The sequence below is a fragment of the Psychrobacter jeotgali genome (assembly GCF_904846315.1).
Lineage (GTDB): Bacteria > Pseudomonadota > Gammaproteobacteria > Pseudomonadales > Moraxellaceae > Psychrobacter > Psychrobacter jeotgali.
Genome location: NZ_CAJHAF010000001.1, coordinates 2,616,236 through 2,633,504, shown reverse-complemented (window position 1 = coordinate 2,633,504; position 17,269 = coordinate 2,616,236). Strand labels below are relative to the sequence as shown.

At 44.3% G+C, this 17,269-nt stretch carries 13 protein-coding genes and 2 tRNA genes; 3 read left to right on the top strand and 12 right to left on the bottom strand.

Annotated elements, in window-relative coordinates; translation table 11 throughout:
* Window positions 1–11: 11 nt before the first annotated feature.
* From JMX18_RS10910 to ppx, 8 genes are all read right to left on the bottom strand, one after another.
* Window positions 12–677 carry an RDD family protein gene (locus JMX18_RS10910; RefSeq protein WP_201587674.1) on the bottom strand — a complete coding sequence of 222 codons (666 nt, stop codon included), beginning with the start codon at window positions 675–677 and terminating at the stop codon, window positions 12–14.
* Between the two features lie 194 nt (window positions 678–871).
* Window positions 872–948: transfer RNA gene (locus JMX18_RS10905), tRNA-Arg, on the bottom strand.
* A gap of 179 nt (window positions 949–1,127) precedes the next feature.
* A tRNA-Ser gene (locus JMX18_RS10900) sits at window positions 1,128–1,217 on the bottom strand.
* A gap of 242 nt (window positions 1,218–1,459) precedes the next feature.
* Window positions 1,460–2,029 (bottom strand): YggT family protein, encoded by a 570-nt coding sequence (locus JMX18_RS10895; RefSeq protein WP_201587673.1) that lies wholly within the window; start codon window positions 2,027–2,029, stop codon window positions 1,460–1,462.
* A 107-nt stretch (window positions 2,030–2,136) separates the two neighbouring features.
* Window positions 2,137–2,967 carry a pyrroline-5-carboxylate reductase gene (gene proC / locus JMX18_RS10890; RefSeq protein WP_201587672.1) on the bottom strand — a complete coding sequence of 277 codons (831 nt, stop codon included), beginning with the start codon at window positions 2,965–2,967 and terminating at the stop codon, window positions 2,137–2,139.
* A 192-nt stretch (window positions 2,968–3,159) separates the two neighbouring features.
* Entirely contained in the window at window positions 3,160–4,701 is a 1,542-nt protein-coding gene (tilS, locus tag JMX18_RS10885; RefSeq protein WP_201587671.1) for a tRNA lysidine(34) synthetase TilS, read from the bottom strand.
* 106 nt (window positions 4,702–4,807) lie between these two features.
* On the bottom strand, window positions 4,808–5,611 hold the full coding sequence (locus JMX18_RS10880) for an acetyl-CoA carboxylase carboxyltransferase subunit alpha (protein ID WP_201587669.1): 804 nt from the start codon (window positions 5,609–5,611) through the stop codon (window positions 4,808–4,810).
* A gap of 189 nt (window positions 5,612–5,800) precedes the next feature.
* Window positions 5,801–7,330 (bottom strand): exopolyphosphatase, encoded by a 1,530-nt coding sequence (gene ppx / locus JMX18_RS10875; RefSeq protein ID WP_201587668.1) that lies wholly within the window; start codon window positions 7,328–7,330, stop codon window positions 5,801–5,803.
* Window positions 7,331–7,666: 336 nt separating this feature from the next.
* Between ppx and JMX18_RS10870 the strand changes: the two genes are divergently transcribed.
* On the top strand, window positions 7,667–8,107 hold the full coding sequence (locus JMX18_RS10870) for a DUF962 domain-containing protein (protein ID WP_201587667.1): 441 nt from the start codon (window positions 7,667–7,669) through the stop codon (window positions 8,105–8,107).
* A gap of 128 nt (window positions 8,108–8,235) precedes the next feature.
* Here the strand turns inward: JMX18_RS10870 and hemL are convergent, their stop codons facing one another.
* The 4 genes from hemL to JMX18_RS10850 all read right to left on the bottom strand — a co-directional run bounded on the left by hemL (window position 8,236) and on the right by JMX18_RS10850 (window position 12,646).
* Window positions 8,236–9,537, bottom strand: coding sequence for a glutamate-1-semialdehyde 2,1-aminomutase (hemL, locus tag JMX18_RS10865; RefSeq protein ID WP_201587666.1), 1,302 nt, complete (start codon window positions 9,535–9,537; stop codon window positions 8,236–8,238).
* Window positions 9,538–9,738: 201 nt separating this feature from the next.
* Window positions 9,739–9,882, bottom strand: coding sequence for a cytochrome bd-I oxidase subunit CydX (cydX, locus tag JMX18_RS10860; RefSeq protein ID WP_201587665.1), 144 nt, complete (start codon window positions 9,880–9,882; stop codon window positions 9,739–9,741).
* Window positions 9,883–9,921: 39 nt separating this feature from the next.
* Window positions 9,922–11,046, bottom strand: coding sequence for a cytochrome d ubiquinol oxidase subunit II (gene cydB / locus JMX18_RS10855; protein ID WP_201588330.1), 1,125 nt, complete (start codon window positions 11,044–11,046; stop codon window positions 9,922–9,924).
* Window positions 11,039–12,646 (bottom strand): cytochrome ubiquinol oxidase subunit I, encoded by a 1,608-nt coding sequence (locus tag JMX18_RS10850; RefSeq protein ID WP_201587664.1) that lies wholly within the window; start codon window positions 12,644–12,646, stop codon window positions 11,039–11,041. The genes cydB and JMX18_RS10850 overlap by 8 nt, the downstream gene beginning before the upstream one ends.
* A 745-nt stretch (window positions 12,647–13,391) precedes the next feature.
* Here JMX18_RS10850 and cydD point away from each other — a divergent pair.
* Window positions 13,392–15,386 (top strand): thiol reductant ABC exporter subunit CydD, encoded by a 1,995-nt coding sequence (cydD, locus tag JMX18_RS10845; protein WP_201587663.1) that lies wholly within the window; start codon window positions 13,392–13,394, stop codon window positions 15,384–15,386.
* The gene (locus tag JMX18_RS10840; protein ID WP_201587661.1) at window positions 15,383–17,176 is read left to right on the top strand and encodes an amino acid ABC transporter ATP-binding/permease protein; all 1,794 of its coding nucleotides are present in this window, start codon (window positions 15,383–15,385) and stop codon (window positions 17,174–17,176) included. Before cydD ends, JMX18_RS10840 begins: the two co-directional genes overlap by 4 nt.
* The last annotated feature ends 93 nt before the right edge of the window (window positions 17,177–17,269 follow it).

Here is a 17,269-nt window from a genome sequence, read left to right as displayed (position 1 = left end):
GTACTTACTTGCTACTTGTTGTTTTTACGATTTTTAAAGCCGCGCCACAAGCCTTCATGCTCTTGTTTGGGCATCTTTAAGGTGATGGTATTCGATAGCATATCTTGCACTGCTAAACCGCGAGGGTTAAACACGCAAAAAATATAGTTAAACATCAAGCCTAAAAATGCGCTAGTCAGAACAATAGCGCGTGAACCGCCGACTAAACTCCCAATAATCCCAAAAATAAGCGGCATTAAACAAGCCGCTAAAATACGTTTAAAAGACTGTCCCCAGGTCAATAGATGACCGGTATCATTAACCGTCTTTAACCGCCAAGTTTGCATACCTAAAGTCTGTCCGCCCCGCCGCCAAAATAAACCGTAGAACCCTACTAAGGTCAGAATAAAAGACGGCGTCATAATAAAGTTTTGATACCACGTCGGCAATGATTGTGCCTGCGCAGAATCGGTACCCGTCTGCATGGTAAGCAAGGTACCAATGACGGTCAGTACTGTACCTACTAAGAACAGCAGGGCTAATATCAGCATGCCATCGTAGACAATAGCAACCAGCCGAGTGCCAGGCTTAGCAATCGTTGGTTCTTCGACTTCAGGGACGCGGTTAGGCGAAACTTCTCGTTGGCGCTTGGGTTTGACGCTAGCTTTGGATTTACTTTTAGACATACTCTTTGACATGATGCAGGCTCATAGCAAGCAGTGAATAGTGGCTCTATTGTACCGTAAATTAGAGTAAGGCGGAAAACTTGTGCAGCAGTAACAGTATAGGATTATGTGGAATACAAAAAAGCAGACATAAAAAAATCGCCAAAATGTCAGAAGACAGGCGATTGATTTAGAATTTCATTAAACTTAAAGCGGTGTTATGCAAATGGTGCGCCTGGAGAGATTCGAACTCCCGACCCCTTAGTTCGTAGCCAAGTGCTCTATCCAACTGAGCTACAGGCGCGTATTGCATTTTACACATCATCTACTGTATTGATGATAACAATTACAGCAAATTAGGTTGGCTATTATATAGATAATTTAGCAACTGTCAACATCTTTCTTAATTAAAATATTTTTAATTCGAAAAACTGTTACTTTAATGCTTAGACAGAAGATTATATCTAATATTAACCGAATAAATGGCGGTGAAGGAGGGATTCGAACCCTCGATACGCTTACACGTATGGTTCCTTAGCAGGGAACTGGTTTCAGCCACTCACCCACTTCACCGAACGAATTAAGACCTTTTATATCATTTAGTATAATAACAATAAAAGAAAGTATCGATGCTAACGATACGCCTTATGTCGTGGGCGAGTATTATAACAAAGCCAAACCGAATTGCAAGCGTTGTAAACGTTTTTCATCGGGCTTTTGCAATAATTTTACACATTTATAGCGATTAGCTCCTATTAACGCCTCGCCTAGCTTAAACCAATGCTGACTTGTCCTATTCTTACCCTAATCTTTTCTTAGCCTAGCATAGGCATAAAGCTTTGAGCTACCGCCCCGATAATCATCTCTATCAGATAAAAAGCAAAAAAAGCAACCATCGGTGACAGATCTAGCATCCCTAAATTCGGGGTGATGCGGCGAAATGGTGCCAAAATCGGTTCTGCTAAGCGCATGATAATACCGATAATAGGATGCATGGAGTTAGTAAACACCACAATCCAGCTGACAATGATAGAGCCAATTACTAAGTAACGGCACATCCGCAAAAAGTCTAACACCAAACTAATGGTTCCGGTGAAAAACAGCGGAACCGGAGCAATCCCTTGGTGGGTTAATGCCGCTTTACCAGAGATATCAATCAGACGAATGAGCAGCATCAACACAATGGCAGCGATACTGATTCGGCCTTGAGCAACCGTTGGAAAAATACGCCCAAATACATCCACGATATGAGTCGCTTTGTAAGCCGGCGCAATCATAGGGTCACGTGCATCCATACCCGCAAATTGCAGCATGAAGCGGATGAAGACCAGCAGCATGGCAAAAGTGGTGACCAGATCAAAAATTTGTAATAACATATTGTTCATGAAACGCTACTCGATGTACTAGATTGGTAAGAGCTTAGATGAATAAGAGTCCGTACCGAGACTCTGAGGGGATCGTGACGATCATAACAGCGAGCTACATTATACATTTATCTCATCTCTTCACTAAGCGCTTGGCTTCGATCAAAGCAGGCCTGCATGGCGTCGCTGATTTGGCGACCTACCTCGTCAGCTTGCATAGATTCGATGGCTGCTTGAGTCGTACCATTAGGAGAGGTGACTTTGCGGCGCAGATCGCTTGGGCTGTCATCGCTATCGATAGCCATTTTTGCCGCGCCCAATACCGTTTGCATAGCTAATGCTGAAGCTTGTTCTTTATCGAGACCTAATGCTACGCCGCCGTCAATCATCGACTCAATAAAATAAAATACATAAGCAGGCGCTGAGCCTGAAACTGCGGTAACCGCATGCATCTGCTCTTCATCCTCGACCCACATAATAATACCTGAGGCTTCCATCACAGCGCTTGCCAGCAGCTTTTGCTCCTGAGTGATATCGTCAGTGCCATAAAGACCGGTGGCACCCTGTTGAATCATCGCTGGTGTGTTCGGCATAGCGCGTACTATATTACGATAGCCGCCAAGCATATTAGATAGAAGATCTGTCGATAAACCCGCTGCTACTGAGATAACCAGCTGATTGTCCAACCCATCAGCAAAGGCGCTGACCACTGCTTTCATCACTTGCGGCTTTACCGCCAGCACCACCACATCCGCATCAGTAATAGCTGCTTTTGCATCAGTGCTCGGATCAACGGCATTCAACCCTTGAGTAGATAACTGCTGACGTATATCGGCACTAGGATCGGCAACGGTAATCTGCTCAGGTTTGACCCCGCAACCAATCAGCCCACTGATTAAAGCTTGCGCCATATTTCCGCCACCGATAAAACTTATCTTCTTATTATCTAATACTGACATGCTAATCTCCTAACTACCGTCCCATACTGGCAACATTCTAAGATATTCAAGCTGAAAGCTATCTAAAACGACACTTGCTAAAATGATGCTTAGTTTAACATACTGCTATTGCTCTCGTTTATTAAATTAAAAAGCTTAAAATCAGCACTAAAATGATTGAAGTTCATTTATTAAAAAGTCTTTTTATAGACTTTATTCATGAACTCTCAGCTTATTATTAAACCAATTATCGCCTCTAATCATCGCTGTATTTTCCTTTGAGCTATCATTAACCAAGACCCAACTCTCAAAAGGAGAAAGCAATAATAGCGGATATTCATAATTACTGTCGGCAAGTTTGAGGCTAATGACCACTAGGCTGTCACGTAGCCATACCGGGATGCCTAAGGTTTGATAGAGTTTTTTGCCTGCTTGTGGACGATTCGCCAGCTTAGTATGAATACGTTGTCGCCGACTCAGTGCTGCTACGTTTAAGGTTAACTTTTGGTTGTCGCTATTGTGCTCATTACTATCAATAAAGGGCAATACATCATCTAGCGCTAAGGTGAATTGCCAATGATAATCTACACTTTTACGTACATTAATGATTAACTCTTTATCAGCGGATAAGGTAAAGTCAGCCAATAGCTGCGTTTGTTCATCAATCGGCAATGTTAGCCAATTGAGTAAACCATGACTGAGCCGATAAAGCTGCTGGCGGTAACGAAAGATGCTGTAAGACTGTTTTCTAGCATGCCAATCAAGCTGAGTTTGATGATCGTGGTCATCACGCTGGGTGAGAGTCAACACCTCATCCACCAGCTGCTTTGAGGGCGGCAGCGGCTCATCCTGCGACAACCAAAAATGCAGTAGCTGGCGCTGGCGATAAATCGGTAGATTACTCAAAGCATCAATATCTAACACTTGCTGCGCCGATCCAAATCTAAGCTGATCGATAGCGCTTTGCTGTAAATCTTGCGCCGCTTGTTCGCTCACAATAGCTTGTGCCTCGCTTAATAGCTGCGCACTACGGGCGATATTTTCAATAGCATTGGAGTTATAACCACCTAATACCGGCAGCACTGCAATCCGTAAACCGCTACGTACATTATCGCCGCTGTCATTGGTAGGATCATCAATATAAGGCAGCTGTAGGCGCTCAGCATAAGCAGTAATCTTTGTGCGGCGCACGGACAACCAAGGTCGCCATAATATATGGTGCTGCGCCCCTCGCACTTGTACCCGCCACGGCTGCATACCGGAGAGACCTTTGACCCCTGCACCTTGAATAAGGCGCATAAGTACCGTCTCCGCTTGGTCGTCGGCATGATGAGCTAACAGCAAAACATCCTGTTGATTGATATGAGAAAGCATAGCTTGATAGCGTGCCTGCCTTGCAGCTTGCTCATCCGTTCCTTGCACCGTTACCTGCAACACCTGACAAGGTAGCTGCTGAGTTTGTGCCCACTTGGCAACATGCGCGGCCCAATACTTGCTATCTGCTTGCCAGCCGTGATCGACATGCAAGAGCTGCGGCAAAAATGGCAAACTCCCTTGACGATAAAGCTGTGAACACAGCGCCGCTAAGGCGAGAGAGTCTCGACCACCACTACAAGCCAGCCAAATACGGCGACCCCGTAACTGATCCCGATATTCATCTATACTGGCTAATAAAGCATCAGCAAGCCCTTGATCTGGCAGTAAATGCTCTGCTATAGGCTCGATTGGGTACGGTTTAATAGAGAGGCTAGTCATAGGTCAATCTTATTTATTCCTATTGGCTTTGTGAGATAAAAAAGGTATAAAAAAGCGTGCTACAAAATAGCACGCTTTTATCTTAGCATTAAAAACCAATTGAACGTTAGGCTGGGAGCATAACTTCTGAATTAAAGCTCTTAAGCCTTTCATAACGCTTCTCACAGCGCTCGTGAGCATCCATATCTACGATTTCATTCAATTGCTCAGTCAGTAGCGCCTTTAATGAATTCATCACCGGCTGCGGCTGCAGATGAGCACCTTCACCCTCTTCGATAACCGCATCAATGAGGCCCATTTGATACAAGTTAAACGCATTTAATTTTAAAGCCTCACTGGCGTCTTGGGCTTTTTCAGCGGTTTTCCATAAGATAGAAGCACAGCCTTCAGGAGAAATCACTGAATAAATGCTGTTTTGCAGCATATTAACTTTGTCACCAACGCCAATAGCAAGTGCCCCGCCTGAACCACCCTCGCCAATAATAGTGACGATAATAGGTGTTTTAAGGCTGGAGAACACCGCAATACTTTCAGCAATGGCTTGCGCCTGTCCACGCTCCTCAGCGCCAATTCCCGGATAAGCACCTTGGGTATCGACAAAGGTCATAACTGGAATATTAAAACGCTCAGCCATTTTTACTAAGCGGATAACTTTACGGTAACCTTCAGGGTTCGCCATGCCAAAGTTATGGGCAATTCGCTCACGAGTACTCCGGCCACGGTGTTGACCGATAACCATCACAGGCTTACCTGCAAAACGTGCCAGACCGCCAATAATGGCTTTATCATCAGCATAAGCTCGGTCGCCGTGCAGCTCATCAAATTCAGTAAACATCTGATTAACATAGTCCATAAATAATGGACGTTTGGCATGCCGTGCAAGCTGTACGCTGTCCCAAACAGTACTCATAGACAGATCCTTTTGGTCGTTTTATATGGTGGTGTGCTATTAGCTATAATGATAAATTTAAGTAGCAAACAAGTATAAATAAGTACACCTGTAAACTCAATAAAACTTATAGTAGCACAAATTATAGGCTTATAGCATTACTGCTCTCTGTACATTTTGTAATACTTATAGGTGAAGCATCCACTTTTATCACACTTTTTCAACCACACTAAGTTTAATGTTCCATTTCGCAAATTGCTCTATCTCAGCCTGTAAGTCTGTTAACAAAAACGCATAATGCTCTTTATCCGTCGCCGCCGTAATCTGCCAGCAATGGCTATCGGTAATTTCTAGCTGTAATAAAGGTAATTCATACTCACTGCGGCTATGATGAGCAAGCACCGCCAAGCGTAGCAGCAAACATAGATAGACTAATTGATTACCGCCGATATGACATACTTGCTCAAGCACTTCAGTTTTTAGCTTACGTCTATGACTGAGCATCAACTGCGCCAGGCGTTTTTGATCAACCTGCGAAAACCCTGGAATGTCTGAGTGCTCAAGCAAATAGGCGCTGTGCTTATGATAGCTACTGTGACTAATCGCCAAACCAATCTCGTGCAAATAAGCTGCCCGTCTCAATACATCAGCATCATCACTGCTCAATTGCAATTCGCCTTTAACTTGTTTAAACAGATGCTTGCTGGTTCTGACCACTTGTCTGGCTTGTTTTTTATCCACTGAATAACGTTTTATTAATGCCAATACACTACGATCACGGACATCTTCACTAGCTAAACGTCCCAGCATGTCATACAAAACCCCTTCACGTAGGGCACCATCTGAGTAGGTAATGGTATCAATACCGAGCACTTTCATCGCTGCCCGCAGTACCGCCACTCCTGCTGGAAAAACAGCCTTACGGTGTTCTTTGACCCCTTCTAATTCAATACCCTCAACATTACCAATTTTGATCAATAACTTTTCTAGTTTTTTGACACCTTGATAAGTCACGCGCTCTTGATCATCAGACCAGCCTTTGGAGACCAGCACATTACGCACCGCTTTAATGGTTCCGCTAGAGCCAATAACGCTACTCCAACCTACCTTTTGATACTGACCATTAATAGCGAGTATCTCTTTTCGTGCAGACGTCATGGCTTTATTGAAGGCTTCTTTGGTAATCTGTCCATCGGCAAAAAACTTTTTGGTATAAGCCACACAGCCCATCTGCAAACTTTCAGTCAATAAAGGTTCAAACCCTTCGCCGATGATGAACTCTGTTGAACCGCCGCCAATATCAAGAACCAGGCGCTTATCACTACTACCATTAGTATGAGAAACCCCTAAATAGATGAGCCGAGCCTCTTCTCGTCCAGCGATAATCTCGATAGGCTTTGGCAATATTTCATTAGCTCGTTCAATAAAATCATCAGCATTTTTGGCTTGACGTAAAGCATTGGTAGCCACCACCCGTATGCGCTCAGGCGATACTGAGTCAAGACGAGCAACGAAACGGCTTAAGCAATCCAGACCACGCTTTTCAGCCGCCGCGCTTAATACATTATGCTCATCTAAGCCTGCCGCTAGTTGTACCTTTTCAGACATCGATACGACTTTTCGCACTTCTCCATGATCGAGACGAGCAATGGCTAGATGAAAGCTATTAGAGCCAATATCGATTGCAGCCATAAGTTCGTCATCAGCGAGCGGTGGGTTTTCAAGGTATTTATTGAGCATAAAAAGACAACCACTATATAGGGATAAATAAAAAGATAAGGGGTTTGACTACAAGGAGATACGCCTTGCTTGTTAGGTCGCTTATAACCCCAATAATCAGCGTCATTAAAGCATTTATGCCAAACCCTGACAAGGATGATATTGCATTCAATAGTAGGACTAATAAGGGAATTTTACGAGAACTTTTAAGTCATTACTTGAGAGTTAAAGCTACGATAACGCTTAATGTTTTTAACTCAGTAGTTCATAAACAATCATTGTTTAGCTGATCTTCTTTAATGTATGCTTGAAATATAGTAAATAAAAGACAATCCACTCACTAGCAAGGAAGCAAGTATGAAAAGCTCAGATACCCAAACACAAGATACGTCTAAGACAAACACTGACACCAACACTGCTACTGATAGCCCTATCAATGCCAGCACTACTAATAATGTTGCCAAAACAGATAAGCCTGCCAAGCAAAAGTTTTACGACTTCTATTTAGAAGAGCATCAAAATATTGCCTGCCGTCGTCTGCATTTCGCTGGTAGCACTTTTGGACTATTGGGACTGACCAAATCAATCAAAGATCGCTCACCCAAACCACTAATTAAAGGGATTGCCGCCGGTTATGCTTGCGCTTGGGTGGGTCACTTTTTCTTTGAAAAAAATAAACCTGCCACTTTTAAATATCCGCTACAGAGCTTTGCCAGCGATATACGGATGTACGGTGATATATGGCGTGGCAAGGTCAGCCTAAAAGACGCTAAGCTCGATAAAGTAAGACAGAAGTAATAGCCGTCAGCCCTATTATTTACTCATAAAAAAACAGCATCATATATATGATGCTGTTTTTATTTATACCTAGCTCTTAACTTAGTACAAACGATTGTAAGCTAGATTAAAAATCCAGCCTACACCAACTAAGCCTTGGCCATTTGGGCAAAAATCTCATCAGCAGCTTTAATAGAAGCCTCTAGATCTTCATCACTGTGCTTAATCGACATAAAGCCTGCCTCGTAAGCAGAAGGTGCCAGATGAATGCCACGCTCTAGCATACCGTGGAAAAAGGTGTTAAACGCATCCATATCGCAGGCCGTTACGTCATCAAAGTTACGTGGCGTCTTGGTCTCGCTGTCTTTGACAAAGAACAAACCAAACATGCCGCCCAGTTTATTGGTGCGCAGATTGATACCGTGTTTGTCAGCTGCCGCTTGAAACCCATCTACCAGCTTGTCTACTTTAGCAGATAGCTCATCATAAAAGCCATCGACGGTTAAGTCTTCAAACATCGCAATACCAGCACGCATTGCTAGCGGATTACCTGACAGTGTACCCGCTTGATAAACGCCGCCCATCGGGGCGATATGTTCCATAATAGCCTGCTTGCCACCAAAAGCGCCCACTGGCAGACCTGCGCCGATGATCTTACCAAAACAAGTTAGATCAGGCTCAATGCCAAAGTGACCTTGAGCGCCATCTAAGCCTATGCGAAAACCGGTCATCACTTCATCAAAGATCAGTACCGCACCATGCTTGGTACACTGCTCACGTAAAGTGTCATGAAAAGCCTGCTCAGGGATGATCATATTCATATTACCGGCAATAGGCTCAACGATAACGCAAGCGATCTGCTCTCCCCATTTTTCAAAGCAATCCTTTATCGCTTGTGGATCGTTAAAAGGAATGGTAATGGTGTGCTTGGCAAAATCTGCTGGTACCCCTTTTGAGGTCGGTTCACCGATATCGAGCATGCCCGAGCCGGCCTTTACCAATAAGCTATCTGAATGACCGTGATAACAGCCTTCAAACTTAACGATTTTATCGCGCTGAGTGTAGCCGCGCGCCAAACGAATGGCACTCATGGTCGCCTCAGTACCGGAACTGGTCATACGGATCATCTCAACGCTAGGAACGATCTCACATATTTTGTCCGCAACCGTGGTTTCAAAAGGTGTTGGCGTACCAAAGCTTAAGCCATCGTCCGCCGCCTTTTTGACCGCATCAATCACTTTTGGATGCGCATGACCCAAAATCATCGGTCCCCAAGAACCGATATAGTCAATATAAGCATTATCTTCGGTGTCATAAATCTTGCTACCTTCAGCACGATGCATAAAGACTGGTGTGCCACCAACTCCAGCAAAAGCACGTACTGGGGAGTTCACCCCGCCCGGAATATGTTTACGGGCTTGGGCAAAAAGCTGTTCGTTCTTAGTACTCATAATAATCACTCTTTATCACGACAATAGTTAGTAATGGGAAGGGTCTATCTAAAAGGTTATATTTAGTCCGTCTATCTTATCAAAAAAAAGTGAGCTCCTATGAGCTCACTTTGTATCTATGTTATAAATAATGCTGATAAGGCTTGTGCTAATAACTATATTAGCAAACTATTTTAGGCTTACTTAGGTTTGTGTAAGCAGTTACTCATCGTCAGATGTTTTCGGTTTTTTATTGTCAGATGAAAAGGCATCGATACGACCTTGTTCGTTCTCTAACCAAACCGCATTGACAATGGACAGTAATACAGCAAACCCTAGTCCTAATACCCAAGCAAAATACCACATATTTCTCTCTCCAAATTATTGTATATTTCAGTAATTTGTCTAGCTATTTTCACGCATATAGGCCGCTGTCACTTTGCCACGCATAATGCTATAAGCCCAGCTGGTATACATCACAATGAGCGGTATAAAGATAATCACCGCGTAGAGCATAACCATAAGCGTTAGATGACTTGAGACACTATCCCAAGCAGTTAGACTTGCATTTGGATAGGTTGATGACGGTATGACAAAGGGGAATAACGCCACCCCTGCAGTCATAATCACACTTAAGACCGTAATACTTGAGGTGACAAATGACGTTAACGTCTTACCCATCTTTAATAAAGCTACTGTTACTAAAGGCATCAACACTCCTAATACTGGAAAAGCCCATGCCCATGGATAGGTGGCAAAGTTAGTCATCCAGCCCCCAGTTTGCGTGGCGACTTCTTTACCGAGCACATTGGGCAAACCGCCAGTATCAACCACTGAAGTAATAACGTAGCCGTCGATATTCTGTATCCAAAGACCAGCAGCAACAAACAATACCACCAGCGCTACTGCAGCAAACATGGTATAGCGAATAGTACGCTCTTGGATCACACCTACAGTACGGTGGGCTAAAAATGTCCCCCCTTGCATAGTAAGCAGCGCAGCGCTAACCAAACCACAAAGCAGAGCAAATGGATTCAGCAGTTGCCAAAAAGTACCAGTATAAGTGGACAGTAGATTACTATCGAAATTGAAAGGTACGCCTAAAAATAGATTACCAAAGGCCACACCGAAGACCACTGCAGGGACAAATGAGCCGATAAACAGCCCCCAATCCCAAGAGTTGCGCCAGCGTTGGTCTTTGATCATATTGCGGTATTTAAAACCAACTGGACGAAAGAACATCGCCCACAATACCGCCATCATGGCCCAATAAAATCCACTAAAGGCAGTAGCATAAACCATAGGCCAAGCGGCAAATAATGCCCCGCCTGCGGTGATAAACCAAACCTGGTTGCCTTCCCAGTGCGCGCCGACGGTCGTGACAATAATTCGGCGCTCTTCATCATTTTTACCGACAAACGGTAATAACGTACAAACGCCTATATCGTGACCATCCATAATAGCGAAGCCAATAAGCAGCACGCCGACCAACAACCACCAGATGATTTTTAGGGTTTCATAATCAAACAACATGATTCACCTCCTGATCTGAAGCTGGGGTCACATTACGCATCTTATCGTTACCCTCTTCACCGTAGTAACGTCCAGTGCCCAGACTACCTGGCCCTAACTTGACATACTTGACCATCAGATAGACTTCAATAATCAACAGCACGGTATAAAACCCAACAAACCCAGCAAGCGACCAATACACATTCGCTACGCCAATATTTGACGTTGAGATATGCGTGGGTAGGACGCCATAAATACTCCACGGCTGACGACCATACTCAGATACAATCCAACCAAGCTCAGCGGCTATCCAAGGCGCTGGCAACATAATGACCGCCCATTTGAGCAACCATTTCTTTTCGGGGAAAGTTCCCTTAAGGCTATACCATAAGCTGATGGCAAATAACGCTAACATCAAGAAGCCCAAACCGACCATAATACGGAATGACCAAAACATCGGTGTTACTTTAGGAATAGTATCATCTACTGCCTTTTGTACCATCTCAGGCGTCGCTTGCGAGACGTCAGTGGTATATTTTCTGAGTAATAGACCAAAACCTAAATCGTCTTTAACCTCATCAAACTGATTCCTAAGTGCCATATCGTCAGGAGTTTGACGTAGCTGCTCTAATAGCGTCACCGCCGTTATACCTGTAATAATACGCTCACGGTTGGTCTCTTTGATTTCGTGAATGCCTGGTATTTCTTCATCAAAAGAGCGGGTACCGATGATACCCATGGCATAAGGTATTTGTAGCTCCCAGTTATTTTTCTCTTCTTCTTCATTGATACTGGCAATCAAATTAAAAGAGGCTGGAGCTGGTTCGGTATGCCACATTGCCTCTATAGTAGCCATTTTGGTTTGCTGAGCTTTACCTATCGAGTAACCTGACTCATCACCTAGTACAATAACGCTGCAAATCGACGCAAAACCAAAAGCTGCGGCGACCTGAAAGCTGCGCTTGGCAAATTCAACATCACGCTTACGCAGCAAATATAAGGCAGAGATAGCGAGCACAAATACCGAACCGACCACATAACCTGCCGAGACCGTATGCACGAACTTATTTTGGGCATCCGGGTTCAAAAGTACAGCGGCAAAGTCAGTCATCTCCATCCGCATGGTTTGATAATTAAACTCTGCACCGACAGGATTTTGCATCCAGCCGTTGGCAATCAAAATCCACAATGCGGAAAAGTTAGTCGCTACCGCCATCAAAAAAGTAACCACTAAATGCTGCACTCGGGACAGTCTATTCCACCCAAAGAAGAATAAGCCCACCATAGTCGACTCTAAGAAAAAGGCCATTAGCCCTTCAATGGCTAGCGGAGCCCCAAAAATATCACCCACATATTGTGAATAATAAGACCAGTTGGTACCAAACTGGAACTCCATAGTGATACCAGTCGTCACCCCGAGAGCAAAGTTAATACCAAATAGTTTGCCCCAATAACGGGTCATATCTTTCCAAATTTGTTTTCCAGTGGTCACATAGACAGCTTCCATGATGACCAAAAACCAAACTAATCCTAGTGTCAGCGGTACAAACAAAAAGTGGTAAAGTGCTACTACCGCAAATTGTAAGCGCGACATATCTACTAGATGTTCAGTAATCATACTAAACTCCTAACAATAAGGGCTACGTAGCTGGATTATTTCACAATGACAGTCCATAGATCGACGCACTTAAAAAACCATTACTTTCCTTTATTGGTAATGGTTCTTTCTGCCATTCTTCGATAAAACCAGCTGCTCCCTTTCTATTTCTTATAACTCACAGGATTTTGCCTCTTTATTGATATACGTCCGTTTATATAAATAACTGCATCCGATTTGCGCATTGAACACAACCATATCGGCATCAAAGAAGCTCGTAAGTAAACCATGACACCTCATCTATATTAATGAGATGTTTAAAAATAACAATTTTCTTTAGTAATAATATTACTATCAGTATAGTGTTTACGCTAACTCAACTCAAGGATTAAATCCTTATAAACTATAAGGGATTAGCGATAAATTGTTGCCTATCGAACTATCAAATAGCAGCCTAAAACTCACTCCAAATGTTTTAGCTACTAACTTACATGGCTTGATTTACTCAACAAATTTTAATTTTCCCATTCTTTATTTAATATAAATACTAATCAGTCACTTACCTATATTCTCTCTATCAAACCTAAGTTTGTCTTGATAGATCAACCATCCACAAGCTAGTTAATTGGCTTTTAACCTATTTAGCGCTTACAATCCTCTTATTGAAACAGCCTGAACATGCCCACAAATGTAATGGATAAGCTTGTATTTAAAAGTTTATTGACTGTTACCTATTAACCCTTAAATTTCTGTGACCAATCTCACCATGGCAACCCTCTCGAATGCTGAAAAGCGTTTTCTAGAGCAACTTATTGCATCGGTAAAGCGGCCGCTGAATTTGGCTTGGACGCTCACCGTTATTAGTGCGCTGCTATTTGTCTGGCAGGCCTGGCTGCTTGCCAGCCTGTTTAGCGCTTGGCTGAGCAATTACTTTAATGAGTTGCCATTAGCCACTGGGGTCGCAAGCTCTTGGTTCATCGGATTAGTGGTCTGTTTTTTACTACGGCCACTCCTTAATAGTGGCCGTGAGCTCATAAGTCAGCGTGCCAGTCTACAAGTGCGTAGCGAGCTGCGTGAGTCGCTGCTCACTACCATGGCAACGCTTGGGCCCAATCTGCGTTATTTCGGTAGCGATGGCAGTTTATCAAGTCAAATTATTGACCAAACCGATGCGCTAGATGGCTATATCAGTAGCTTTAGCGTGCAGCAAAAAGTCGCTGCCAGTACCCCTATTATCCTGCTGATCGCTGTTGCTTGGCAAAGCTGGGTTGCAGCGGCACTGCTGCTGCTGACTGCGCCTTTAGTGCCTATATTTATGATCCTAATTGGACATTTAACCGCACGTAAAAGCGCCGAGCAATTCAGCGCGCTCGCTCAGCTAAGTGGACGGTTTTTGGACTGGGTACGCGGTATGCCTACATTGAAGCGTTTGCAAGCGACTGATATGGCGGCGCGCGACTTGGCTATTAGTAGTGAAGACTATCGCCGCCGTACTATGGATGTGCTTAAAATCGCCTTTTTAAATGGTGCTGTCCTAGAGCTACTGGCTGCTCTAAGTATCGCTCTAGTAGCGGTCTATCTGGGTTTTGGCTTAATGGGTATCTTGCCATGGGCTAAAGGCGAGGTGCCGGTGGCTTATTTTGGTGCTTTATTTATCTTACTATTAGCGCCAGAATTTTATGTACCTCTGCGCCAACTGGGCGCTGATTATCATGCCAAAGCAGAAGCTGAGGGCGCCGTACAAAGCTTGCTACCTATTATCAATGCTGCTGACGATATCGCTGATAACGCCACTGAGCACCTTGAGGATACCGTTTCTGACTCTCATATCGATACCGATTTAACCCACATTCCTGCTGCAAAAGCTAACACCGAGCAAGTGGACGTCTCGCAAGCCTTTGGTCTGCAATTATCGAATCTAAGTATTCGTAGCCCGATAGCAACTTCAACAGCATTAGCGACACAACAGCCAACCAACGCTTTAAGTACAAATTCAGTAACGACAGCCGAACAGCCTATTTATCGCACACGCTTAGCATCAGTGAGCTTTGAAGTACCAGCGGGGGCGCGCATTGCCTTGATTGGTGATAGCGGCAGTGGCAAATCCAGTCTACTGCAAGCACTGATGGGTTTTGTAAGTTATGAAGGTAGTATCAAGCTGGTTAGTAAAAATGCTCAACAGCAAGTCGAACTTACTGATGCTAATCTTGAAAACTTGCGACAAAATATCGGCTATTTAGCGCAGCAAGTCGCCTTAATGCCTCTGACCATTGCACAAAACTTACGTCTTGCCAACCCTAAAGCGAGCGAAAAGGAGCTGATAGAGGTGCTTGAGGTAGTAGCGCTATGGGATCTGATTAATCGCTTGCCGGATGGTCTGCATACGCAGCTTGGTGATCGTGGTCAAGGCCTATCGGGCGGTCAACAGCAGCGTTTGGGTATTGCGCAGTTGCTACTGCGTGATGATAGTCTGTGGCTGCTCGATGAACCCACCGAACATTTAGACCCCGATACCGCTCAGCGTATTCATGAGCTGCTTGAACAAGTGAGCCGCCACAAAACTGTAATCTGGATAACCCATGCTCATGAGCAATTAGAGTGGTTAGATGGCGTGATACGATTATCTTTACCGCCTACTACTCATAAAACCAGTGCTATAAACAATCAATCTATTAATCAACCAGATAACCAGTCCGTTAATCAATCAATAGATAGCGATATTAATAATCGTAAAATAGAGCCGTTAGGAGGGATAAAATGAATAAAAACTTATCGCCTAACTCGCCCCCATCAAGCAATGACTACAGTAATCATAATAATGAGCACGCTCCTGCCTTTCTTCTGCGTGATATGTTCAAACCCTCGTTTGACTTATGGGTGATCTCTTGGCTACTAGGACTGATATTTGCCATCTCTATCATTGCGCTACTAATGATATCGGGTTGGTTTATTACCAGTGCGGCGCTGGCTGGCATGCTGGCTGTTGGATCGCACGCCTTTAACTATATGATGCCAGCAGGTATTATCCGGATGCTGGCAATAGCGCGCACCGCCAGTCGCTATGGCGAGCTTATGGTCTCACACCATGCGGTCTTTGACTTACTAAAAACCTTGAGACTGCGGTTCTTTAATCGTCTGGCAGCTCTGCCTTTAGTGCAGCAGCGCAGTGCCTTGCACGCCTCACAATATATGCATAGGCTGGTCAGTGATATTGATAAGCTCGATGAGTTCATCTTGCGCGTGGTCTCTCCTTGGTTGATCAGCACCATAGTCATCATGCTCTTAGCGGTGTTTATAGGCTTGGTATTGCCTATTGACCCTGTGCTCAAGCTTATCATTTATGCTCTGCTTGCTTTGGCCTTGCTAGTGCCGTTTTTGGGTACTTATTTGGGTATTAATCAAGCGAGACAACTGGCTGAGAGCGCTGAGGCACGCCGACATAAACTATTAGCGCCGCTAGCGATTATCACCCAGCTGTTATTGTGGCAGCAATGGCGCACGCAAACCACAGACTACATCGCCCAAGATAACGCTCTACAGGATTTGGAGTGGCAAGCACAAAAGCGCCGTTCAGCTTATATGCTCGTTATGCAGTGGTTGTTTTATGCCAGTATCCTAGTGGTATTAGTGGCAATATCGCAGTTATCACAAAACCCAATAGCAGACAGTACAGCTATAAGCGTGCCTTTAGTGTTGGCGGTGGTTTTAGGTTTGCTAGGTATTCAAGAGATTGTGGTGCCTTTGGGTCAGCATTATCTCTCGCTTGGCAGTAGCGTGGCGGCAAAGCATCGTCTCAATGCGCTATTGGCAACGCCGTCCAAAACGTCTCAACCCGCTCAATCATCGACAATGGCTAAAGAACTAAATAAGCCCAAATCTCATTTGGTGCTACCAACAGAGGCTCTAACTGCAGAACTTAATAACGTTTATGCCAAAATACCCAAGGCACTAGTAGGCGCTCAAGATGTAAGCGTCACCATAGAATCAGGTACGCCGCTTATTATCCGAGGGCCATCAGGCTGTGGTAAATCAACCTTATTGCAGATGCTGGCTGGCGAGCTGCCGCTATTAAAAGGAGATGTGACGCTAAATGGTGCGCCTTGGCATGATTACGACTGGCGCGATCAGCTGGGCTATTTAGGTCAACAGCTTGATATCTTTGACCAAAGCTTGGCTGCCAATCTGCGTTTAGGTAAAGCAGATGCCAGTGATGCTGAACTGCTCAGCGCTTTGGACAAAGTCGGTTTATCACCTTGGCTGCAAGCGCAGCCTGAAGGGCTTGCTACTCCTCTTGGTGAATACGGCGCTGCTGTTTCTGGTGGGCAAGCAAGGCGGGTTGCGCTGGCAAGGCTCCTGCTCAAACCTCGGCGGGTGTTATTGCTCGATGAGCCATTCGCTGGTTTGGATAGTGCGACACGTGCGCAGGTTTGGCAAAATGTACGCGAACAGCAAAAAGACGACTTATTGATTATCGTCAGTCACCACCAATGGGACATGGGGCACTGTCAAACGCTCACGCTTGAGGAAAATATATTTACCAATAAAGCTTAAAAGCTTGTATTTAGTAAATAAGTTTTAGCTATTAACTTTACTTAAATTAGAATATAGTGAAGTGGCATAATTATAGTCAATCCTAAATAAAAC

Coding starts and splice junctions, on each gene's coding strand:
- JMX18_RS10895 (WP_201587673.1), bottom strand. CDS start 2,029: ATGAACAATATGTTATTACAAATTTTTGATCTGGTCACCACTTTTGCC.
- JMX18_RS10840 (WP_201587661.1), top strand. CDS start 15,383: ATGAATAAAAACTTATCGCCTAACTCGCCCCCATCAAGCAATGACTAC.
- JMX18_RS10880 (WP_201587669.1), bottom strand. CDS start 5,611: ATGAGTACTGTTTGGGACAGCGTACAGCTTGCACGGCATGCCAAACGT.
- cydX (WP_201587665.1), bottom strand. CDS start 9,882: ATGTGGTATTTTGCTTGGGTATTAGGACTAGGGTTTGCTGTATTACTG.
- JMX18_RS10910 (WP_201587674.1), bottom strand. CDS start 677: ATGTCAAAGAGTATGTCTAAAAGTAAATCCAAAGCTAGCGTCAAACCC.
- ppx (WP_201587668.1), bottom strand. CDS start 7,330: ATGCTCAATAAATACCTTGAAAACCCACCGCTCGCTGATGACGAACTT.
- tilS (WP_201587671.1), bottom strand. CDS start 4,701: ATGACTAGCCTCTCTATTAAACCGTACCCAATCGAGCCTATAGCAGAG.
- cydD (WP_201587663.1), top strand. CDS start 13,392: ATGGCAACCCTCTCGAATGCTGAAAAGCGTTTTCTAGAGCAACTTATT.
- JMX18_RS10870 (WP_201587667.1), top strand. CDS start 7,667: ATGAAAAGCTCAGATACCCAAACACAAGATACGTCTAAGACAAACACT.
- hemL (WP_201587666.1), bottom strand. CDS start 9,537: ATGAGTACTAAGAACGAACAGCTTTTTGCCCAAGCCCGTAAACATATT.
- JMX18_RS10850 (WP_201587664.1), bottom strand. CDS start 12,646: ATGATTACTGAACATCTAGTAGATATGTCGCGCTTACAATTTGCGGTA.
- proC (WP_201587672.1), bottom strand. CDS start 2,967: ATGTCAGTATTAGATAATAAGAAGATAAGTTTTATCGGTGGCGGAAAT.